This is a genomic window from Shinella sp. SUS2 (genome assembly GCF_001262505.1).
Taxonomy (GTDB): Bacteria; Pseudomonadota; Alphaproteobacteria; order Rhizobiales; family Rhizobiaceae; genus Shinella.
This window is the reverse complement of record NZ_KQ410735.1, coordinates 142,371-164,768: the sequence shown is the minus strand read 5'-3', so window position 1 is coordinate 164,768 and position 22,398 is coordinate 142,371. Positions and strand designations below refer to the sequence as shown.

The following is a 22,398-nucleotide window of genomic DNA, read 5'->3' as shown; positions in this document are numbered from 1 at the left end:
ATGAGCGACTTTTCCCTTGCCGATCTCGAACGTATCGTCGACGCCCGCGCCAAGGCCGATCCGTCGGAATCCTGGACGGCCAAGCTCGTGGCCGCCGGGCAGCAAAAGGCGGCAAAGAAGCTCGGAGAAGAGGCGATCGAGACGGTTATCGCGGCGATTGAGGGCGAAAAGGCCGCTTTAACGAGCGAAACGGCCGATTTGCTCTATCATCTGATCGTCGTATTGAAAATCGGCGGCGTCGCGTTACAAGATGTCATGGAGGAGCTGGAGCGGCGGACGAACCAGTCCGGCCTCGTGGAGAAGGCCAGCCGGAAGAGTTGATGATCCAGGCAGTGCGCGACAAGGACCAGGCGGATATTCCGGACGATTTCGGCAACCGCGACTATTCTCCCTACCGCTTTTTTTCGGCAGACGAGTGGGCGCGCTTCCGGGCCGACACGCCGCTGACGCTGACCGCCGACGAGGTGCAGCGCCTGCGCTCGCTGAATGACCCGATCGACCTCGACGAAGTCAGGCGCATCTACCTATCGCTGTCGCGCCTGCTTTCGGCCCATGTCGAATCCTCGCAGATCCTGTTCGAGCAGCGCAAACGCTTCCTCAGCCTCTCGGACGAGGCCAAGACCCCCTATGTCATCGGCATTGCGGGTTCGGTCGCCGTCGGCAAGTCGACCACCGCCCGCATCCTGATGGAGCTGCTGTCCCGCTGGCCTTCCAGCCCCAAGGTCGATCTCGTGACGACCGACGGTTTTCTCTATCCGAACGCGGTGCTCCAGCGCGAAAACCTGATGGAGCGCAAGGGTTTCCCGGAGAGTTACGACATAGGCGCATTGCTGCGCTTTCTCTCGGCCATCAAGGCCGGCAAGAAGGACGTCAAGGCACCGACCTATTCGCACCTCACCTATGACGTGTTGCCCAACGCCTTCCGCACCATCGACCGGCCGGATATCCTGATCTTCGAGGGTATCAACGTGCTCCAGTCACGCAATCTGCCGGCCGACGGCAAGATCGTGCCGATGGTCTCGGATTTCTTCGATTTCTCGATCTATATCGACGCGGAGGAGACGCTGATCCACACCTGGTATGTGGATCGCTTCATGCGCCTTCGGGAAACCGCCTTCCGCAACCCCGATTCCTACTTCCACCGGTACGCGACGATCAGCGAGGACGAGGCGCTGACGATCGCGGAAAATCTCTGGCGCAACATCAACCTGAAGAACCTGCACCAGAACATCCTGCCGACCCGCCCGCGCGCCGATCTCATCCTGCAGAAGGGCGAGAACCACCTCATCGAGACGGTGGCGCTGCGCAAGCTCTGAGCCGGCTATGGATTGACCCGGCGGAGCGTCAGATTGATGCGCCCGGCGTTCTTCAAAAGCGTCGACGTGCCGGGATAGATCCGGTCAACCCCGTGAAAGATCAGCCGGCTTTCCCCGCCGAACACGAAAACGTCGCCGCTTGAGAGGCGGAACGACCGTGTCGGATCGCTGCGGGAAACACCGCCGACGCGGAACAGGCACTGGTCGCCAAGCGAAACGGACACGACAGGCGCTGCAAATTCAGTCTCGTCCCGATCCTGGTGCAGGCCCATCTTGGCATCCGGATCATAGAAATTGACGAGGCAGGCCTCCGGCGGCTTTCCGAAGCTGGATACCGCGTTCCACAGGGCGAGAAGAGTCTCGGGAATGGCCGGCCAGGGGCGGCCGGTCTCGGGATGGGTCGGCTGGTAACGATAGCCGCCGTCCTTGTCCGTCACCCAGCCGAGCGAGCCGCAATTGGTCATGCGCACGGACATCGGCTTGCCGGTCTTCGGCATGCGCGGCACGAAGAGCGGCGCCTCGGCCACGATCTGCCTGATAGCGACGACCAGGGCCTCCTGGGCCGAGCGATCAAAATGGTCGGGGAAGTAGCGCAGCCCCGGGGCGAGGCCGCGCTCAGCCATGACACATCTCGCGGTCCCTACGGTTCACGCTTCCGCCAGGTCCGGAATGCGCAACACCTGGCCGGGATAGATCTTGTCCGGATGGGAGAGCATCGGGCGGTTGGCGTCGAAGATCAAGGTGTGCTTGGCGCCCTTGCCCTTGCCGTAATAAGCCTCTGCGATCTTCCAGAGATTGTCGCCCTTCTTGACCGTGTGAAGGGTCGGGTCATTGGCGGGCGCGGAGACCTTCAGGAGTTCCGTCAGGTCGATCTTTTCGAGTTTCAGGCCGGAATCGGCCGGTGCGACCTTGAGATCGGCGGCCTCGACCTTGGAAATCCCCAGCGTATTGCCCACGGCGATGACGGCCTTTTCGAAGGCCGTCTGGTCGGCCACGACACCCTTCAGCACACATTTGTCACCCTCCACGGAGACTTCGACATTCTGCGTGCCGAGATCGAAGGAATCGAGCTCCTTCTTGACCGCCTCGGCCTCCGGCGCTTCGTCGTCGCCTATGCCGAGCTTCTTGCCGGCGTTCTTGATAAAGCTGAAGAGACCCATGGCTACCTCCCTGGTCTTTTTTGCCTGGTTTTCCGAACTTAAGCAGAGCCTTTCCGCAAAGGAAAGGTCTCGTTTCACTCTCACCGTTAAACGGCCAAGTTGTGGCAATCATTCGCCACCGGGCTTGGCCCGCATGCGCTTGACGTCCGACCGGCCCGATTTTTCCTTGAGCCGGCGTTCGACCGAACCTTTCGTCGGCTTCGTCTTCTTGCGCACCGGCGGCGGCGGTTCGGCCGCCTTGAGGATCAGCTCCTTCAGCCGCTCGCGCGCATCCTCGCGATTGCGTTCCTGGCTGCGAAAGCGGTTCGCCTCGATCAGCAGCACGCCGTCCTTGGAGACCTTGCGACCGGCGAGCCGTTCCGCGTTGGCCTTCACCCGGTCGTTCAGCGAGGGCGAGTTGCGCAGGTCGAAGAAGAGCTGCACAGCCGTCGAGACCTTGTTGACGTTCTGCCCGCCCGGGCCGCCGGCCAGCACGAACTGCTCGGTCAGTTCCCAGCCGGCAATCGTGATCGAACTCTTGATGTAGAGGGGCGCGCTTGCCATGGAAATTCCTTTCCCGGCCGTTTTAACCGGCACCGGGCGAAACGGGAAGCTGCCGCTGGAAAGGAAAATACCGACGAAAAACCCGGCCGCAGGGGCCGGGTTTCACGTGAATCATTGCCGGAAGGCCTTATTCGGCGGCAACTTTCAGGCCCGGCGCGGCATCGCGCACGCCGCCATCGACATGGTCCTCGAACTTTTCGAAGTTCGCGATGAACATGTCGACGAGCTTCTGGGCCTGCTTGTCATAGGCAGCGCCATTGGCCCAGGTCGAACGCGGGTCGAGAATCTTCGTGTCCACACCCGGCACCGAAACGGGCACCTGGAAGCCGAAATTGTCGTCGCGGCGGAACAGCGCGTCCTTCAGAGAGCCGTCGAGCGCGCTGGCGAGCAGGGTGCGCGTCGCCTTGATCGGCATGCGACGGCCTTCGCCGTAGGCGCCGCCCGTCCAGCCGGTGTTGACCAGCCAGCAATCGACGCCGTGCTCGGCGATGAGCTCCTTCAGGAGATTGCCGTAGACCGTCGGGTGGCGCGGCATGAAGGGGGCGCCGAAGCAGGTCGAGAAGGTGGCTTCCGGCTCGGTCACGCCACGCTCGGTGCCGGCGACCTTGGCGGTGTAGCCGGAAAGGAAGTGGTACATGGCCTGGTCCGGCGTCAGCTTGGCGATCGGCGGCATGACGCCGAAGGCATCGGCCGTCAGCATGATGATCGTCTTCGGATGCGGCGCGCGACCGGTCTTGCTGGCGTTCGGGATGAAATCCAGCGGATAGGCGCAGCGGGTGTTTTCCGTCAGCGAGCCGTCGTTGAAATCAGGCACGCCGTTCGCGTCGAGCACGACGTTCTCGAGGACGGAACCGAAACGCTGCGTCGTCGCGTAGATTTCCGGCTCGGCTTCGGCCGAAAGGCGGATCGCCTTGGCGTAGCAGCCGCCTTCGAAGTTGAAGATGCCGTTTTCGCCCCAGCCATGCTCGTCATCGCCGATCAGCGTACGGGTCGGGTCGGCCGACAGCGTCGTCTTGCCGGTACCCGACAGGCCGAAGAACACGGCAGCGTCACCATCCGGGCCGACATTGGCCGAGCAGTGCATCGGCATGACCTTTTCCGACGGCAGCAGCCAGTTCAGAACGGTGAAGACCGACTTCTTCATCTCGCCGGCATAGAAGGTGCCGGCAATGAGCACGATGCCGCGGGTCAGGTCACAGGCGATCATGGTTTCCGTGCGGGCGCCGTGGCGCTCGACATCGGCCTTGAAGGTCGGCAGGTCGATGATCGTAAGCTTCGGGGCAAAGGCCGCAAGGTCCTTCTCTTCCGGGCGGATGAGCAGGTTGCGGATGAACAGCGAATGCCAGGCGAGTTCCGTGACGACGCGGGTCGGCAGGGCGTAGTCGGCATCGGCACCGCCGACGAGATCCTGCACGAAAAGGTCGCGATCGGCGGCATGGGCCAGCATGTCGGCGTGCAGCACGTCGAAATGCTGGCGCGAGACGGCCTTGTTGTTGTCCCACCAGATGGCCCCTTCGGTGTTTTCGTCGCGCACGACGAACTTGTCCTTGGGCGAACGGCCGGTGTGCTGGCCGGTGAGGGCGCGAAGGGCGCCATGGGCGGTCTTGACCGCTTCGCCACGACCGAGGGCCTCTTCATAGAGAGCCTCAGCAGCAAAGTTGTACCGGACCGTGCCGTTGGTGTGGATACCCATCGCGGTGAGCCCCTGAGCGGGGTTGCGAACGCCAAGTTCCTGCATGGTCCAGTTTTCCTCCAAGGCGACAAGACTGGTGTGAATTTTGCCGGAACCTAATGCGCAGCTGTCACAAAGACAAGAGGAAAATAGAAATTAGGCAATAATATCAATTAATTAATCGATTTAAAGAATTATGTTACTTTTTTAATCGTTTGAATAATCGATTTAAAAATGACTTGGCCGGCACGCCCGAAACGTCTCCCTTTATCTTCGCCACAATTTGTTCCACCTTTACCCCCAGGAAGGCGCATCAGATCCAGGACAGGAAACGATCCGAGGTCGGGAAAGGCGCCGATGAATATGGAGACTAGCAGGATGCAGACGATCGCACTCGTTGACGACGACCGGAATATTCTGACATCCGTGTCGATCGCTCTGGAGGCAGAAGGCTACAAGGTCGAGACCTATACGGACGGCGCCTCGGCCCTCGACGGCCTTCTTGCCCGACCGCCGCATCTGGCGATTTTCGACATCAAGATGCCGCGCATGGACGGCATGGAGCTCTTGCGCCGGCTGCGCCAGAAATCCGACATCCCCGTCATCTTCCTCACCTCCAAGGACGAGGAGATCGACGAGCTGTTCGGGCTGAAGATGGGCGCGGACGATTTCATCACCAAGCCGTTCTCGCAGCGCCTCCTGGTGGAGCGCGTCAAGGCGATCCTGCGCCGGGCCTCGAGCCGCGAGGCCGCAGCCTCCGCGGGTGCTGCCGGCAGCGCGGCAAAGGCCGGCGAGATTGCGGCCCGCTCGCTGGAGCGCGGCCAGCTCGTCATGGACCAGGAGCGCCACACCTGCACCTGGAAGGGCGAGCCTGTCACGCTCACCGTCACCGAATTCCTCATCCTCCACTCGCTGGCGCAGCGCCCGGGCGTCGTCAAAAGCCGCGATTCGCTGATGGATGCGGCCTATGACGAGCAGGTCTATGTCGACGACCGCACCATCGACAGCCACATCAAGCGCCTTCGCAAGAAGTTCAAGATGGTCGATACCGACTTCGACATGATCGAAACGCTCTATGGCGTCGGTTATCGTTTCCGCGAGATGGCCTGAGACGCGATTTCGCTTGCATGGACCGCGGCGGCGATGGCATGCCGCGGTCAGCGGCGCTGCGCCGCATGAAGGATAGACCCGCTTGTTGCAGACAGCGCCGGAAAAGGATGGGGAAGACGTCGAGGGCCGCCCAGCGCCGCGCTCCCTGCGCCGCCGCTGGACCCATCCCTTCACGCTGGCCCGCCGCATCTTCGGCAATGCCGTCTTTTCGAGCCTGACGCGCCGTATCCTGTTCTTCAACCTCGTCGCGCTCGTCGTGCTCGTCGCCGGCATCCTCTATCTCAACCAGTTCCGCGAGGGCCTGATCGACGCGCGCGTCGAGAGCCTCCTGACCCAGGGCGAAATCATCGCCGGGGCGATCTCCGCTTCCGCTTCCGTCGATACCAATTCGATCACAATCGACCCGGAAAAACTGCTGGAGCTGCAGGCCGGCCAGAGCATCACACCGCTGCCGAACGACGAGGACCTCGAATTCCCGATCAATCCGGAGCGCGTAGCGCCGGTTCTCCGGCGGCTGATCTCGCCGACACGCACCCGTGCGCGCATCTACGACACGGACGCCAACCTGCTGCTCGATTCGCGGCATCTCTATACGCAGGGCCAGGTGCTGCGCTTCGATCTGCCGCCGGTGGAACCGGAAAGCACCAGCCTCATCGAGCGCATGAACGTCTGGTTCAACCGCATCCTGCAGCCGAGCAACCTGCCGCAATACAAGGAAGCGCCCGGCGGTGACGGCTCGATCTATCCGGAAGTGATGAATGCGCTGACCGGCGTGCGCGGCGCGGTCGTGCGCGTCAACGACAAGGGCGAGCTGATCGTCTCGGTCGCCGTGCCCGTGCAGCGGTTTCGCGCGGTGCTCGGCGTGCTGCTGCTCTCGACCCAGGCAGGCGACATCGACAAGATCGTGCATGCCGAGCGTCTCGCCATCATGCGTGTTGCGGGCGTTGCCGGCCTCGTCAACATCGCGCTGTCGCTGCTGCTTTCCAGCACCATCGCCAACCCGCTGCGCCGGCTTTCGGCGGCGGCGATCCGCGTGCGGCGCGGCGCCAAGGAGCGCGAGGAGATCCCCGATTTCTCGGCACGCCAGGACGAGATCGGAAACCTTTCGATTGCGCTTCGCCAGATGACGAACGCGCTCTATGACCGCATCGACGCGATCGAGAGCTTTGCCGCCGATGTCAGCCACGAGCTGAAGAACCCGCTGACCTCGCTGCGCAGCGCCGTCGAGACGCTGCCGCTGGCGCGGACGGATGAATCGAAAAAGCGGCTGCTCGACATCATCCAGCATGACGTTCGCCGTCTCGACCGCCTGATCAGCGATATTTCCGATGCCTCCCGCCTCGATGCCGAGCTTGCCCGCAGCGATGCCCGCACTGTCGATCTCGAGAAACTGCTCGGCGACCTCATCGACATCTCGCGGCAGGTCAACACGCGCAAGAAGCCGGTGACCCTCGATTTCGTGGTGGACCGCAAGGACAATCCGAAGGCGAAGTTCGAGATATCCGGCTACGAGCTGCGCATCGGCCAGATCGTCACGAACCTCATCGAAAACGCCCGCTCCTTCGTGCCGGACCCCGGCGGGCGTATCGTCGTGCGCCTGTCGCGCGGGCGGAACGACCGCTGCATCATCCAGATTGAGGACAACGGCCCCGGCATCCAGGCGGAAAACATCGACCGCATCTTCGAGCGCTTCTATACGGACCGCCCGGCCACCGAGGATTTCGGCCAGAATTCCGGCCTCGGCCTCTCCATCTCGCGGCAGATCGCCGAAGCCCATGGCGGCACGCTGAAGGCCGACAACATCGTCGACAAGGCGACCGGCGGACTGGCGGGCGCGCGCTTCACACTGTCGTTGCCGACCGGGACGCAAAAATGACCCCCCCCGCCAACGTGCACGGGACGGCGATCGTGATCGGCACACGCGGCTTTCTGTTCATCGGCCCCTCCGGCACGGGCAAGAGTGCGGTCGCGCTCCACTGCATCGGCGAGGCCCGCGCCCGCGGCCTCTTCGCCGCCCTTGTCAGCGACGACCAGGTTTTCGTTTCCGAAACGAACGGCCGGCTCATCGCCCGTGCGCCAGAAAGCATTGCGGGTCTGGCGGAGGTCCGCGGGGCCGGCATCGTCGCGGTAAAGACGATCGAGGCGGCCGTTCTCATCCGGGCGATACGCCCGATGGAGCCGCCATTTACCGAGCGCCTGCCGCCGGAAGGGGAAACCGTCACGGTTCTACCGTCGCTCCTCCTGCCCCTCACGCGGCTGCCGCTCTTCCCTAGCGTGAGTGCTTTTTCGACCTTGATCGCAATTCACCCGGAAATCCTCGAGAGTTGACCGCAAAAGCCCCGAGAAAACACGAAATCGGGCATTTTGGGCTTGCACTTGGTCTTTTCATTGACATGATGGCCACCCCAACGGTGGACGGAATTGTTGCGTTGCGGTATTCCGCCGTCCGTTTGAGTTGGGAAACTGGAGCGACTGCTGATGATCGGACTGGTGCTTGTCACCCATGGCAAGCTGGCGGAAGAATTCCGGCACGCCCTTGAGCATGTCGTTGGTCCGCAAAAGGCAATCGAGACCGTCTGCATCGGCCCCGAGGACGACATGGACCAGCGTCGCCAGGATATCCTGGAGGCGGTGATGCTTGCCGACCAGGGCAATGGGGTCATCATCCTCACTGACATGTTCGGCGGCACGCCGTCCAACCTCGCCATTTCCGTGATGAACGGCAACGGAATCGAGGTGATTGCCGGCGTCAACCTTCCCATGCTGATCAAGCTCGCCGGCATTCGCGGTGAGAACAATATGGAGAAGGCGCTGATCGACGCCTCCGAGGCCGGCCGCAAATATATCAACGTGGCAAGCCGCGTGCTCAGTGGCAAATAGGGTTTTCCGCCGTCCATGACCGTCTCGAAAGAGCTTCTCATCATCAACAAGCGCGGTCTCCATGCCCGCGCCTCGGCGAAATTCGTCCAGACAGTCGATGGCTACGACGCCGAAGTCACCGTCTCCAAGGACGGAATGACGGTGGGCGGCACATCGATCATGGGCCTGATGATGCTGGCCGCCAGCCCCGGCTGTTCCGTGCTGGTGACGGCGGTCGGCGTCCAGGCACGCGAGGTGCTCGACGCCCTCGACGCGCTGGTGGCCGATCGTTTCGGCGAAGAAATGTAAACCAAGCGCCGACATAAGGATATAAAGACTTCTTTATATCCTGTTGCTCCAGCCGGCATTTCCTGATAGGAAGCGCCATCACGAATAGTATCTGTTCGTTCCACGCACGGGCGCAGGCAATTTCGTTGCTGCACGTGCCAAAAGGCTGGAGACCCCATGACCACCACGAAGGACTACCACGTCGCCGACATCGCGCTTGCCGATTTCGGCCGCAAGGAAATTCAGATCGCCGAGACCGAAATGCCAGGCCTGATGGCGTGCCGCGAAGAGTTCGGCGCTGCCAAGCCGCTCAAGGGCGCGCGCATCACCGGCTCGCTGCACATGACCATCCAGACCGCCGTACTCATCGAGACGCTGGTCGCGCTCGGCGCCGATGTCCGCTGGGCCTCATGCAACATCTTCTCCACGCAGGACCACGCCGCTGCCGCGATCGCCGCCGCCGGCATCCCGGTCTATGCCGTGAAGGGCGAAACCCTCACCGAATACTGGGAATACACCGACAAGATCTTCCAGTGGGCCGATGGCGGTCTTTCCAACATGATCCTCGACGATGGCGGCGACGCCACCATGTACATCCTGCTTGGCGCCCGCGCCGAAGCCGGCGAGAACATTCTGGTCAACCCGGGCTCGGAAGAAGAAGAGATCCTCTTCGCACAGATCAAGAAGCGCCTCGCCGCTTCCCCGGGCTGGTTCACCAAGCAGCGCGATGCCATCCAGGGCGTGACGGAAGAGACCACCACCGGCGTCAACCGTCTCTACCAGCTCCAGCAGAAGGGCCTGCTGCCCTTCCCGGCGATCAACGTCAACGATAGCGTCACCAAGTCGAAGTTCGACAACAAGTACGGCTGCAAGGAATCGCTGGTCGACGGCATCCGCCGCGGCACCGACGTGATGATGGCCGGCAAGGTTGCCGTCGTCTGCGGCTATGGCGACGTCGGCAAGGGTTCGGCTGCATCGCTGAAGGGCGCCGGCGCCCGCGTCAAGGTGACGGAAATCGACCCGATCTGCGCCCTCCAGGCCGCCATGGACGGTTTTGAAGTCGTGCAGCTCGAAGACGTCGTCTCCACCGCCGACATCTTCATCACGACCACCGGCAACAAGGACGTCATCCGCGTCGACCATATGCGCGAGATGAAGGACATGGCGATCGTCGGCAATATCGGCCATTTCGACAACGAGATCCAGGTCGCGTCGCTCCGCAATTTCAAGTGGACGAACATCAAGCCGCAGGTCGACATGATCGAGTTCCCGAAGGGCAACCGCATGATCCTGCTGTCCGAGGGACGCCTGCTCAACCTCGGCAACGCCACCGGCCACCCGTCCTTCGTGATGTCCGCTTCGTTCTCCAACCAGGTTCTCGCCCAGATCGAGCTCTTCACCAAGGGCGACGCCTACCAGAACGAAGTCTACGTTCTGCCCAAGCAGCTCGACGAGAAGGTCGCGCGCCTGCACCTCGCCAAGCTCGGTGCACGCCTGACGGAGCTCTCCGAAGAACAGGCCGGCTATATCGGCGTGACGACCCAGGGTCCGTTCAAGGCCGAGCACTACAGGTACTGATCCTTACCCAGGTTATCCACAACATCTAGGGGCTGCGCGCTTGACAAGGCGCGCAGCTTCTTTTTTGGGCGCATCCCTTCCCGACGATTCTGGAAACAAGTATCTTTTAAAGCATTGATTCGGCGTGCAGATGCGGACCCTTCGCGCCGGATTGGGATGTCTTGTCGATCAGGCGGCAAACGGACGGAGACAGACCGGGGATGATGGCGGACACAAAACGAGGCCGTTCCGGGCAGGCTTTTGCCATGCCGGGGCGGGACAGGGCGCATTCCTATGCGCAGAATAAATTTATGGTTAATGAATGGTTTACGGGCAGCAAGCGCCGTCTCGTATCGGCACTGTCGGCCGGCTCGGCGCTGACGGCGCTTGCCGGCCCGGCGCATGCCGCCGGCCCCTATCTCGCCACCACGGAGATCGTCACCGTTTCCATGCTGCTCGGCGTGATGTCGGCAGCGATGGTTTCGGCGATCTGGATGATCCGCCAGCGTGGCCGCATGGAAGCGGAAAGCCGCGAACTGAAGGCGCATCTTTCCGATGCGCGCCACAATGTTTCCCGTCTCCAGGCACTGATCGGCGACAAGGACCGGCGCATCGTCGTCTGGGACGGCCTTTCGGATAAACCAGAATTCCTGGGCCAGCTTCCGGCAGAGACCGGAGCGCCGCTGGCCGACCGCGACTTCCTCGCCTTCGGCCGCTGGCTGAAGCCGACCTCCGCCGCCGAAATCGAGCGCGCCGTCGAAAAGCTGCGCTCGCAGGCGCAGAGTTTCGACCTGATCCTCGAAACGAGTCGCGAGGAAGTGCTGGAAGCGCAGGGACGCGTTTCCGGCGGCCAGGCCTTCGTGCGCTTCGTGGCGCTGAACAACCTGCGCGCGGAAGCTGCCGAACTGAGGCTGGAGCGCGACCGGCTGGTCCAGGCGCTCACCACGCTGCAGGGCCTGCTCGACCAGATCGACCTGCCCGTCTGGCAGCGCGCGGCCGACGGCTCGCTCGCCTGGGTGAACGAGGCCTATGCCGAAGCCGTCGAGGCCAAGGATGCCGCCGGCGCCGTAGCCGAGGGGCGCGAGCTGCTGCCGACCATTGCGCGCGAAAAGATCCGCGCCGCCAGCACCTATGATGCGCCGTTCCGCGACAAGGTCTCGACTGTCGTACACGGCAACCGCAGCTTCTTCGACGTCGTCGATGCACGCAGCCCGACAGGTTCGGCCGGCATCGCCGTCAATGTCTCCGACATCGAGGCGGTGCGCGAGGAGCTGGTGCGCACGCTGAAGAGCCACGCCGAGACGCTCGATCATCTCGCGACCCCCGTCGCCATCTTCGACGGCGAGCAGCGCCTGCAATTCTACAACCAGGCCTTCCAGCGCATGTGGGAGATCGACACGGCCTTCCTCGAAGGCAAACCCGGCAATGGCGAACTGCTCGACCGCCTGCGCGCCAACGGGAAGCTGCCGGAACAGCTCAACTGGAAACAGTGGAAGGACACCGCGCTTTCCGTCTACCGCGCCATCGACACCCAGACCGACCTCTGGCACCTGCCGAACGGCCAGACGCTGCGTGTCTTCGCCACTGCGCGGCCGCAGGGTGGCGCGACCTGGGTGTTCGAGAACCTGACCGAAAAGGTCGATCTCGAGACGCGCTACAATACGCTTGTACAGGTGCAGGACGAGACGATCGACCATCTGGCCGAAGGCGTCGCCGTGTTCAGCCCGGACGGACGCATCCGCCTCTCCAACCCGGCGTTCCGTGCGCTCTGGGGTATCAGCGAGGCCGAGGCGAAATCCGGCACCCATATCCGCGCCATCGAACAGGCCTGCGCGCCGTCCTATGACAAGCCGGACGGCTGGAAGCGTTTTGCCCATATCATCACCAGCTTCGATGACGAGCGGCCCTCCTGCCAGGGCGTGCTGGAGCTGCGCACCGGCCTGGTGCTCGACTTCGCCGTCATCCCGCTTTCCAACGCCCAGACGATGCTGACCTTCGTCAACATCACCGACAGTGTGCGCGTCAGCCGGGCCCTCACGGAAAAGAACGAGGCCCTGCGCAAGGCCGATGCGCTGAAGAACGATTTCGTCCAGCACGTTTCCTACGAGCTGCGCTCGCCGCTGACCAACATCATCGGTTTTGCCGATCTCCTGAAGACGCCGACCATGGGCGAGCTCAACGACCGGCAGGCCGAATATGTCGATCACATCGCGACATCTTCGGCGGTGCTGCTCACCATCGTCAACGATATCCTCGACCTTGCCACCGTCGATGCCGGTATCATGGAGCTCGACTATAGCGAGATCAACCTGACGGACCTGCTCGACGACGTCTCCATGCAGTTTGCCGACCGGCTGTACGAAGCGCAGGTGACACTGGAAATCACCGCGCCCGACAATCTCGGCACCATCGTCGCCGACCAGCAGCGCCTCAAGCAGATCCTCATCAAGCTTTTGAGCAATGCCGCCAATTTCGCACCGGAAGGCAGCTCGATCAGCCTCAAATGCTGGCGCGAGAGCGCCGACCTCGTCTTCACCGTTTCCGACCGCGGGCCCGGCATTCCGCAGGACGTGCTGAAGACGGTGTTCGATCGCTTCGAAAGCCATGGCCGGCGCGGCGGTGCAGGCCTGGGCCTCTCGATCGTCGAAAGCTTCGTCAGCCTGCACCACGGCACCGTCACGATCGACAGCCATGAAGGCCGCGGCACCGATGTCACCTGCCGCATTCCGTCTGCGACGATGACGTCCTTCGCTGCGGCGGAATAGGCCCGGATGGCGCTCGACCTCTTCCTTCCCGACGAAGCAGCGACCATCCGCTTCGGCGAGGACATGGCGCTCGGCCTGAAGCGCGGCGACTATGTCGCGCTGTCGGGCGATCTTGGCGCCGGCAAGTCGACCTTTTCCCGCGCGCTGATCCGGGCGATCGCCAACGACGCCTATCTTGAAGTGCCGAGCCCGACCTTCACGCTGGTCCAGAGCTACGAGCTGCGCATCCCCGTCGCCCATTTCGACCTTTACCGCATCGCCGATGCTGCCGAGATCGACGAACTCGGCTTCGACGAGGCGCTGTCTGACGGCATCTGCCTCGTCGAATGGCCGGAAAAGGGGTCTGGCACGCTGCCGGCAGACGGCATCACGCTTACTTTCCTGCATGAGGGTGAGGGACGGCGCGTCACCGTCGACGCCCCGGCACCGACCCTGGCACGCATCCGCCGCTCCCTGGCGATCCGCGCCTTCCTCGATGAAGCCGGCTACCGAAATGCCACGCGCCGCCACCTGACGGGCGATGCCTCGGTGCGCGCCTATGAGCATGTCCATGTCGATGGCGCACGTTTCGTGCTGATGGATTCGCCGCGCCACACGCCCGGACCCATCCTTGCGCATGGAAAATATTACCAGCAGATCGCCCATATCGCCGAGGATGTGAAACCCTTCATCGCGATCGGCCAGTATCTCGTCGCGCGCGGCCTGCGCGCGCCGGCGATCCACGAAATGGATATCGATGAGGGCATTCTGCTGATCGAGGATCTCGGCAGCGAAGGCGTTCTCGACGAAAACGGCATGCCGATCGCCGAGCGCTACCGCGAGAGTGCCGCCTGCCTTGCGCGTCTGCATGGCGAGCCTGCGCAGCGGGATCTTCCCGTTGCCGGAGACATCGTGCACCGCGTGCCGGATTTCGACCGCGACGCCATGCAGATCGAGGTGAGCCTGCTCACCGACTGGTACCTGCCCTTCAAGCGCGGCACGCCGGCAAGCCAGGACGAACGCCACAGCTATATCGCCCTGTGGGACGGGCTGATCGACAGCCTTGCCGCCGCCGAACACAATCTTCTGCTGCGCGACTTCCACTCCCCGAACATCATCTGGCGGCCGGAGGCAACCGGCACCGACCGGGTCGGCATCATCGACTTCCAGGACGCGATGATCGGCCCCTCGGCCTACGACGTCGCCTCGCTGGTACAGGATGCGCGTGTCGACATGTCGGAGGACGTGGCGGAAAGCGTTCTCGACCACTACCTTTCGCTGCGGGCTGCGGATCCCGGCTTCGACCGGGACCGGTTCCTGCGCGACTGGCACGTCATGGCGGCGCAGCGCAACTGCAAGCTCGTCGGCCTCTGGGTGCGGCTGATGCAGCGCGACGGCAAGCCCGTCTACATGAACCATATGCCGCGCACCTTCCGCAATCTGGAACGGGCGCTCGCCCATCCCGATCTCGCCCCCTTGCGCGACTGGTGCGAAAAGGCTGGAATCCTCGCGACCGAATCATGAGGATCTCTTTTGCGTCCCTTTGGCGCAGACTAGCATGGCACTCTTGCTGAAATGGCCCTGGAAACCCCGATGAAGATCGAAGACGCCATGGTGCTGGCCGCCGGCCTCGGCACCCGCTTGCGCCCCATCACCGACACGATGCCCAAGCCGCTGGTGCCAGTCGCCGGCAAGGCGATGATCGACTACGGGCTCGATGCACTGGCCGCAGCGGGCGTCAAGCGCGCCGTCGTCAACGTGCACCATTTCGCCGACCAGATGATCGCCCATCTCGCCGGTCGCACGGCTCCCGAAATCATCCTCTCCGACGAGACCGATCAACTGATGAATTCCGGCGGCGGCCTTGCCAAGGGCCTGAAGCTGCTGAACCACGACCCCGTCTTTGTGATGAATGCCGACCTCTTCTGGATCGGCGAGAAGCCCGGCGAGCCGAGCAATCTCGAACGGCTGGCCGAGGCCTTCGACCCCGAGCGCATGGACATGCTGCTGCTCTGCGTGAAGCTGGAGGACACGACCGGCCACAACGGCAAGAAGGATTTCTCGATGGACGCCGACGGGCGGCTGACGCGCTACCGGGAGGGCGACGGAACGCCCTTCGTCTATGCCGGCGCCATCGCCATGATGCCGGCCCTCTTCGACGACGCGCCCGAGGACGCCTTCAACCTCAACATCTATTTCGACCGGGCAATCGAGACGGGCCGCCTCTTCGGCCTCGTGATGGACGGCCACTGGATCACCGTCGGCACGCCGGATGCGATCGGCGCGGCGGAAGCCGTCATCGGCGCGGCGCGCGAGGCGGCGGCGTGACGCGGGCACGCGGACGCATCTACTCCATCCCGGCGAGCCTGCCTTTCTTGAGGACGACTGCCCAAAGCCTTGTCGACGGCCGACTCATGCCCGGCTTCACCTATGACCCCGCCGATCCGCTGGCGCTCGCCGACGTCACGATCTACGTGCCGACCCGCCGCTCCGCCCGCGTGCTGCGCTCGGAATTCGTCGATCTCTTCGGCGGACGCTCGGCCATCCTGCCGGTCATCCGCGCGCTCGGCGAGACCGACGACGACAGCGGCTTCTTCGACGAGGCCGCGCCGGCACTGCTCGACATGGCCGAGCCGCTGTCCGGCCCGACGCGTCTTCTCGAACTCGCCCGCCTCGTGCTCGCCTGGCGCAACCAGCTGCCTGCGGCGGTCACCTCCGTTCATGCGGAAAGTCCGCTCGTTGCGCCCGCGAGCCCCGCCGATGCCGTGTGGCTCGCCCGCAACCTCGCCGAAATCATCGACGCGATGGAGACGGAAGAGCTCGACTGGCTGGCGCTCGACAATCTCGACGTCTCCAACCATGCGCTCTGGTGGCAGCTCACCGCCGAATTCCTGAAAATCGCCAGCGAATTCTGGCCGGCGCGGCTGACGGAGCTCAACCGCTCCTCCCCGTCGCTGCGGCGCAATGCGACACTGCATGCCGAGACCGAGCGCTACCGCACCACGCCGCCCGCCGGCCCCGTCATCATCGCCGGTTCCACCGGCTCCATTCCCGCAACCGCCGGCCTGATCGCGGCCGTGGCGGACCTGCCGAACGGCGTGGTGATCCTGCCGGGGCTCGATCGCTTCATGTCGGATGCCGAATGGCTGCTCGTCGGCCACCATGCGGGCAGCGACGGCGCCCTGAAACCCGATGCCGCCGCCCGCAGCCATCCGCAATACGGCCTCCACCGCCTGCTCGCCCGCATGGGCTGCACACGTGCGGATGTCGACTTGCTCGGCACACCACCCGAAGCGCTGGAATACCGCTCGCAGGTCCTCTCCAGCGCCTTCCTGCCGACCCAGGCGACATCCGGCTGGGGCGAGGTTCGCGGCATGCTCGATGCGGGCCGCCTGGCCGGGGCCTTCGAGGCCGTGTCGCTCGTCGAGGCGGCCAACGAGCGAGAGGAGGCGGTGGCGATCGCGATTGCGCTGCGGCTGGCGCTGGAGGATGGCGAGGACACCCAGGCGGCACTGATCACGCCCGACCGCAAGCTCGGCCGGCGCGTGGCGGCGGAGCTTGCCCGCTTCGGTATCGAGGCGGATGATTCGGCCGGCACACCGCTGCTTTCCACACCGCAGGGCACGCTCCTGCGTCTCCTCAACGAGGCGGCACTGCGGCCGGGCGACCCGGTGCCACTCGTCGCGCTGCTGAAACACCCCCTCGCCCGCTTCGGCCTGCCCGCAGCGGACCTGGCCGTCGCCGTAGCGGCGCTGGAACTGACAGCGCTGCGCGGCGGCACGGCCGAGATCGACATCTCCACGCTCGAACCGCTGCTAGAGGCCGCGCTTGCCCGTCAGGCACTGGATCGCCACCCGCCGGAGTGGCGCACGGCGCTTTCCGAGGCTGCCATCCCCCTTGCCCGCGATCTCGCACGCCGTATCGCCGAAGCGGTCGAGCCGCTTGCCGGCGCGCTCGTGCAGGAAAGCCGCACGGGGCGACGCTTCTCCTCGAAGCTTCCGGTCTCCGACTGGTCGGAACGGACCGGCCGGGTGCTCGAAGCGGCGGCGGTGGACGAACAGGGCAACCTTGCCGCCCTCTGGTCCGGCGAGGCTGGCGACAGCCTGGCGAACCTCCTCAAGAGCGTGATCGAGACGGACGGGCAGATCGAGGCCGATGGGCCGCAATGGTGCGACATCATCGAGGCGCTGGCGGCCAGCGAGAGCGTCAAGCCGCGCTCCATGCGCCATCCGCGCGTCTTCATCTTCGGCGCGCTCGAATCGCGCCTGCAAAGCGTCGATACGGTGGTGATCGGTGGGCTCAACGAGGGCACCTGGCCGGGACAGGCGGCGAACGACGCCTTCCTGTCGCGCGTCATGAAGGTGGAGATCGGCCTGGAGCCGCCGGAACGGCGCATCGGACAGCTCGGCCACGACCTGCAGATGGCCGCAGCCGCGCCGAAACTGGTACTGACGCGGGCGCTGCGCAACGGCACCGCACCAACCGTCGCCTCGCGCTGGTTGCAACGGCTCATCGCCGTCGGCGGCCCCACCCTTGCCGCAGACCTCAGGGCGCGCGGAAAAAGTCTCATCGACTGGGCGAACGAGATTGATCGCAGCCCGTCCGTACCGACCGCCCGGCGCCCGGCGCCGCATCCGCCGGCCGAGCTGCAGCCGAAGAAATACTCGTTCAGCGAAGTGGGGCGCCTCCGGCGCGACCCCTATGCGATCTATGCCCGCCATATCCTGCGCCTCGACCCGGTCGCTCCCTTCAATCTCGATCCGGGGCCGGCCGAGCGCGGCTCGCTTTACCATCGTATCGTCGATCGTTTCGTGCGCGAGGAAGCGAGCGGCGAGCCCTTCGCCCTCATCGGCCGCATCCTTGCGGAAGAATTCGACGCTGTCGCCCTGCCCCCGCATATCGATGCCGTCTGGCGGCCGCGCTTTGCCGCCGTCGCCCGCGCCTTCGTCCACTGGCACCTCGAGCGGGCGGGCGGCGTGCGCGAGAGCCTGACGGAGGTGCCGGCCTCGCTCGATCTTTCGGTCGGCGGCATCCGCCTGACCGGCATTGCCGACCGCATCGACATTCTGCCGGATGGCGGCGCGGATCTCCTCGACTACAAGACCGGCAGCACGCCGTCGCTGAAGGTGGCGCGGGCGCTGCTCGATCCGCAGCTCGCGCTGGAAGCGGCGGCGATCCGACGCGGCGCCTTCCGCGGACCGGGGCTTCGCGAGCCGGCGAACCTTCTCTATGTGCGCCTCAAACCCGGCGAACGGTTCAAGGCCGAGCAGGTGAACAACGAGCACGCCAAATCAGCGAACGCCACACCGAAATCCGCGGCCGAGCTTGCCGAGGAAGCCCTGACGGAGCTGGAGAAGCTGCTGGCGGGCCTCATCGAAGGCCGCTATGGCTTTGCCTCCCGGCTCATTCCCGAACAGGAACGGGACTATGGCGGGGAATACGACCATCTGGCGCGCGTCGCGGAATGGTCCTCGGCGGAAAGCAACGGGGAGAGCGAGGATGCTTGAGGACGATCGGCCCGCCTCCGCCGAGCCCGCCGCCTGGCTGAGCTGGACCACGCAGAAACAGGCGACGGCCTCCGATCCAGCCCGCTCGGCCTGGGTTTCGGCCAATGCCGGCTCGGGCAAGACCCATGTGCTGACGCAGCGCGTGATCCGCCTGCTGCTCGCCGGTTGCCGGCCCTCTGCCATCCTCTGCCTCACCTATACCAAGGCTGCGGCTTCCGAAATGTCGAATCGCGTCTTCGAGCGGCTGGCCGAATGGGCAACGCTCTCCGACGAAGCCCTGTCGGAGCGCGTGGCGGCGATCGAGGGCAGAGAACCGGACCTGTTCAAGCTTGCCGAGGCGCGCCGCCTCTTCGCGCGTGCGCTCGAAACGCCGGGCGGGCTGAAGATCCAGACGATCCACGCCTTCTGCGAGGCACTGCTGCACCAGTTTCCGCTGGAGGCCAATGTCGCCGGCCACTTCTCCGTGCTCGACGACCGGGCCGCGGCCGTGCTGCTGGCCGATGCCCGCCGGACACTGCTGACCGCGACGACGAACGAGGACGACAGCACACTGGCGGCCGCCTTCGCCACCGTGCTCGACATTGCCGACGACACCGGGCTGGAGCGCCTGATCGCCGATATCGTGGCGAGCCGTGGACAGATCCGTGAGTTCCTGGACGGCGCCGCGAAGGCGGGCGGCGTGGATGCCGTGCTGCGCCGGGAAACCGGGCTCGACCCGCACGAGACGGCAGACGACATCCTCGCCGCATTCTGGCCGCTCGACGGTTTGCAAGGCGCGGTTCTCGAATCCTATCTCGCAGCGGCGGAGAGCCTCGGCAGCGAGACGGTGAAGACCTCCGCCGCGGGCCTGCGCGGCGTAGCCCGGCTCACCGATGCCGAGGCGCAGCGCGCAGCACTGCATGATCTCTTCTTCACCGGCACCGGCTCACCGCGCAGCCTCGACCGATCGTTCCTGTCGAAGAAGGTTCGCGACAGCGCCCCCCATTTCGAAACCGCGCTTCTGGCCGCCCAGGCCCATGTGGTCGCCTGCGACGACCGGTTGCGACGGTTCCGCATGTACGAGGCGACGCGCGCGGCGCTCGTCATCGCCGAGCGGCTGATCGGCGACTACGAAGACCTGAAACGGGCGCGCAGCCTGCTCGACTTCGACGACCTGATCGACCGCACCGCACGGCTGCTCACGCGCGAGCGGGTGAGCGCCTGGGTGCACTACAAGCTCGACCAGGGCATCGACCATATCCTCGTCGACGAGGCGCAGGACACCAGCCCGCGACAATGGCAGATCGTCAAATCCCTGACGGACGATTTCTTTGCCGGCGACACGGCGCGCGGCCGCGACCGCACGATCTTTGCGGTCGGCGACGAGAAGCAGTCGATCTACTCTTTCCAGGGCGCCCGGCCGGAACGGTTTGCCGAGGAAGGCCGCGAAGTTCTTCGCCGGACGCAGGCGACGGAAGCCGCCTTCAGTCCGATCCGGCTGCTGCTCTCCTTCCGCTCGACACGCGAGGTGCTCTCGGCGGTCGACCAGGTCTTTCTCGACCCCGCCAATGCGCGCGGCCTGACGCCTGACGGCAGCGAGATCGTGCATGCCTCCAACCGCGGGCGCGAGCCGGGCGCGGTCGATATCTGGGAGGTGATCGCCGCCGCGTCGGGTCTTGACGAGGAGGACTGGACAGCGCCCTTCGACGCGGTGGCCGAGGAGGCGCCGATCAACGTGCTGGCCCGGCGCATCGCCGATACGCTCGCGGCCTGGATCGGCCGGGAAACGGTGACGGAAAAGGGTAAGACGCGGCCCATGGCGGCCGGCGACGTCATCGTGCTGGTGCGCAAGCGCGATGCCTTCGTCAATGCGCTGACGCGCACCCTGAAGCAGCGCCACAATCTCCCTGTCGCCGGCGCCGACCGGCTGGTGCTGACGAAGCACATCGCGGTGCAGGACCTGATGGCGCTCGGCCGCTTCGCCGTTCTGCCGGAGGACGACCTTTCGCTGGCAGCGCTCCTGAAGAGCCCGCTGTTCAATCTCGACGAAGAGGCGCTGTTTGCGCTGGCGGCGCGGCGCGGCGAACGGCAGGGCCTCTGGGCGCGCCTGACGGAGGCTGCGGAAGAAGACGCTGTGCTGGCCGGCATCGTGCGGCGCCTCAGGGACGTGCTGCGCGATGCGCAGGGCCAGGCCGTACACGATTTCTATGCGCGTATTCTCGGTGCCGGCGGCGGGCGGCGGGCCTTTCTCGCCCGGCTCGGGACGGAAGCCGGCGAAATCATCGACGAGTTCCTGACATTCGCGCTGGAGCAGGAGGAGAACAGCCTGCCGGGCCTGCAGGCGTTCGTCTCCACGCTGGAGCTCGAAGCCCCGACCGTCAAGCGCGAGCAGGACAAGGCGCGCGGCGAGATCCGCATCATGACGGTGCATGCCGCCAAGGGCCTGGAGGCGCCGGTGGTCTTCCTCGTCGACGGCGGCGCAAAACCCTTCAGCCCCAGCCACATGCCGCACCTGCGTTTTCTCTCGGCACCCGGCCTTGCCGGCGGCCTGCCGGCCTGGCTGCCGCTCAAGGATCTCGGCAACGCGCTGACGGTGGCCGATGCGGAGCGCATCAAGGACAGCGCGGAAGAGGAATACCGCCGCCTGCTCTACGTGGCGATGACCCGCGCGGCGGATCGCCTCGTCGTCTGCGGCTATCGCGGCCGGCTGGAGAACAAGGACACCTGGCATCAGATGATCACGGCGGCGCTTTCTGCCGATGGTGCGCGGTGCGTTGAAAAGACCTTTTCGACGGCAGGTGAGAGCTGGCCGGGATTTTCCTGGCGCGAGGCCGGGGCGGCGACCCTGGAGGCGGCCACCACGGCTCCCGTCGAGGACAAGGTGAAGGTTACGCTTCCTGAAGCATTGGGTCGTCCCCTGCCACCGCAGAAATCATTGCCGCGACCGCTCAGCCCCTCGGGTGCGGCAGCAGTGATCGAGACGGATGCGGCGGACCTCCTGGTGCCCTCGGCGCTCTTCGGTCGGAAGGGTGGCGTTCCGGGCGCCGGCATTGCGATGGAGCGAGGGCGCATCCTGCACCGTTTCCTCCAGGTCCTGCCCGCCTTCGCTGACGCGGAACGGCCCGCAGCAGCGCGGCGCTATCTCGAACGGGCGGCCGCCCACTGGCCGGAAAGCGCGCGGACCTCGCTGGTCGAAGCGGCGCTCGCGGTGATCGGCGACGAAGACCTTGCCGCGATCTTTTCACCGGCCGCCCGCGCAGAGGTATCGATCATGGGCACGCTGACGCTCGGCAGCCGGGACTATGCGGTCTCCGGCCGCATCGACCGCATGGCGATCACCGACGCAGCCGTCGAGATCGTCGATTTCAAGACGAACCGTGTGCCACCTGCCTCGCATGCCGACATTCCCTTCGAGCACCGGGCGCAGCTTGCGATCTACCGCGCGATCCTTATGCCACTCTATCCGGCGCGGGAAATCCGCTGCGGGCTGATCTATACGGAGGCGGCGAAAACCTATTGGCTGGACGCCGGCCTGATGGAGGCAAGCCTTGCCGAACTCGCCTCGAAGTGAGATACCGGACGGGACGACCGGTCGCCTTCCGGCCACCGGCAGAGCGGTGTCAGGCCTTGAAACCAGCCCGCGCCAGCATCACATTGAGTACA

At 64.8% G+C, this 22,398-nt stretch carries 17 protein-coding genes; 13 read left to right on the top strand and 4 right to left on the bottom strand.

Features of this window, described 5'->3' with window-relative positions; genetic code table 11:
- Together AKG11_RS21310 and coaA are read left to right on the top strand one after the other, a co-directional pair.
- The gene (locus AKG11_RS21310) at positions 1–321 is read left to right on the top strand and encodes a phosphoribosyl-ATP diphosphatase (protein ID WP_023513683.1); all 321 of its coding nucleotides are present in this window, start codon (positions 1–3) and stop codon (positions 319–321) included.
- The gene (gene coaA, locus AKG11_RS21305; protein ID WP_024271288.1) at positions 321–1,316 is read left to right on the top strand and encodes a type I pantothenate kinase; all 996 of its coding nucleotides are present in this window, start codon (positions 321–323) and stop codon (positions 1,314–1,316) included. The genes AKG11_RS21310 and coaA overlap by 1 nt, the downstream gene beginning before the upstream one ends.
- 5 nt (positions 1,317–1,321) lie before the next feature.
- On the opposite strand, the gene AKG11_RS21300 is transcribed toward coaA, so the two are convergent.
- From AKG11_RS21300 to AKG11_RS21285, 4 genes are all read right to left on the bottom strand, one after another.
- Complete coding sequence (locus AKG11_RS21300; RefSeq protein ID WP_050745392.1) at positions 1,322–1,939, bottom strand: alpha-ketoglutarate-dependent dioxygenase AlkB family protein; 618 nt, start codon at positions 1,937–1,939, stop codon at positions 1,322–1,324.
- Positions 1,940–1,963: 24 nt separating this feature from the next.
- On the bottom strand, positions 1,964–2,476 hold the full coding sequence (gene lysM / locus AKG11_RS21295; protein ID WP_050745391.1) for a peptidoglycan-binding protein LysM: 513 nt from the start codon (positions 2,474–2,476) through the stop codon (positions 1,964–1,966).
- A gap of 108 nt (positions 2,477–2,584) precedes the next feature.
- A complete protein-coding gene (arfB, locus tag AKG11_RS21290) occupies positions 2,585–3,019 on the bottom strand; it encodes an alternative ribosome rescue aminoacyl-tRNA hydrolase ArfB (protein WP_050745390.1) in 435 nt (144 codons plus the stop codon).
- A 127-nt stretch (positions 3,020–3,146) separates the two neighbouring features.
- Complete coding sequence (locus AKG11_RS21285) at positions 3,147–4,757, bottom strand: phosphoenolpyruvate carboxykinase (RefSeq protein WP_050745389.1); 1,611 nt, start codon at positions 4,755–4,757, stop codon at positions 3,147–3,149.
- Between the two features lie 312 nt (positions 4,758–5,069).
- On the opposite strand from AKG11_RS21285, the gene AKG11_RS21280 reads away from it, so the two are divergent.
- The 11 genes from AKG11_RS21280 to addA all read left to right on the top strand — a co-directional run bounded on the left by AKG11_RS21280 (position 5,070) and on the right by addA (position 22,306).
- On the top strand, positions 5,070–5,801 hold the full coding sequence (locus AKG11_RS21280; protein ID WP_023514723.1) for a response regulator transcription factor: 732 nt from the start codon (positions 5,070–5,072) through the stop codon (positions 5,799–5,801).
- A 145-nt stretch (positions 5,802–5,946) separates the two neighbouring features.
- Positions 5,947–7,677: a sensor histidine kinase gene (locus AKG11_RS21275; protein ID WP_245290182.1), complete on the top strand. Its 1,731-nt coding sequence runs from the start codon at positions 5,947–5,949 to the stop codon at positions 7,675–7,677.
- Positions 7,674–8,129, top strand: a complete 456-nt coding sequence (locus AKG11_RS21270; RefSeq protein WP_050745387.1) for an HPr kinase/phosphorylase — start codon at positions 7,674–7,676, stop codon at positions 8,127–8,129. The genes AKG11_RS21275 and AKG11_RS21270 overlap by 4 nt, the downstream gene beginning before the upstream one ends.
- Positions 8,130–8,279: 150 nt before the next feature.
- Positions 8,280–8,681, top strand: coding sequence for a PTS sugar transporter subunit IIA (locus AKG11_RS21265; RefSeq protein ID WP_023514720.1), 402 nt, complete (start codon positions 8,280–8,282; stop codon positions 8,679–8,681).
- Between the two features lie 15 nt (positions 8,682–8,696).
- Positions 8,697–8,969, top strand: coding sequence for an HPr family phosphocarrier protein (locus tag AKG11_RS21260; RefSeq protein ID WP_023514719.1), 273 nt, complete (start codon positions 8,697–8,699; stop codon positions 8,967–8,969).
- 156 nt (positions 8,970–9,125) lie between these two features.
- The gene (gene ahcY, locus AKG11_RS21255; RefSeq protein WP_024271286.1) at positions 9,126–10,526 is read left to right on the top strand and encodes an adenosylhomocysteinase; all 1,401 of its coding nucleotides are present in this window, start codon (positions 9,126–9,128) and stop codon (positions 10,524–10,526) included.
- Positions 10,527–10,816: 290 nt separating this feature from the next.
- On the top strand, positions 10,817–13,270 hold the full coding sequence (locus AKG11_RS21250) for a sensor histidine kinase (protein ID WP_037408771.1): 2,454 nt from the start codon (positions 10,817–10,819) through the stop codon (positions 13,268–13,270).
- Between the two features lie 6 nt (positions 13,271–13,276).
- A complete protein-coding gene (tsaE, locus tag AKG11_RS21245; RefSeq protein ID WP_050745386.1) occupies positions 13,277–14,773 on the top strand; it encodes a tRNA (adenosine(37)-N6)-threonylcarbamoyltransferase complex ATPase subunit type 1 TsaE in 1,497 nt (498 codons plus the stop codon).
- Between the two features lie 69 nt (positions 14,774–14,842).
- A complete protein-coding gene (locus AKG11_RS21240; protein WP_050745385.1) occupies positions 14,843–15,577 on the top strand; it encodes a nucleotidyltransferase family protein in 735 nt (244 codons plus the stop codon).
- On the top strand, positions 15,574–18,756 hold the full coding sequence (gene addB, locus AKG11_RS21235) for a double-strand break repair protein AddB (RefSeq protein ID WP_050745384.1): 3,183 nt from the start codon (positions 15,574–15,576) through the stop codon (positions 18,754–18,756). The genes AKG11_RS21240 and addB overlap by 4 nt, the downstream gene beginning before the upstream one ends.
- The gene (gene addA, locus AKG11_RS21230; RefSeq protein WP_050745383.1) at positions 18,749–22,306 is read left to right on the top strand and encodes a double-strand break repair helicase AddA; all 3,558 of its coding nucleotides are present in this window, start codon (positions 18,749–18,751) and stop codon (positions 22,304–22,306) included. Before addB ends, addA begins: the two co-directional genes overlap by 8 nt.
- Positions 22,307–22,398: the final 92 nt, after the last annotated feature.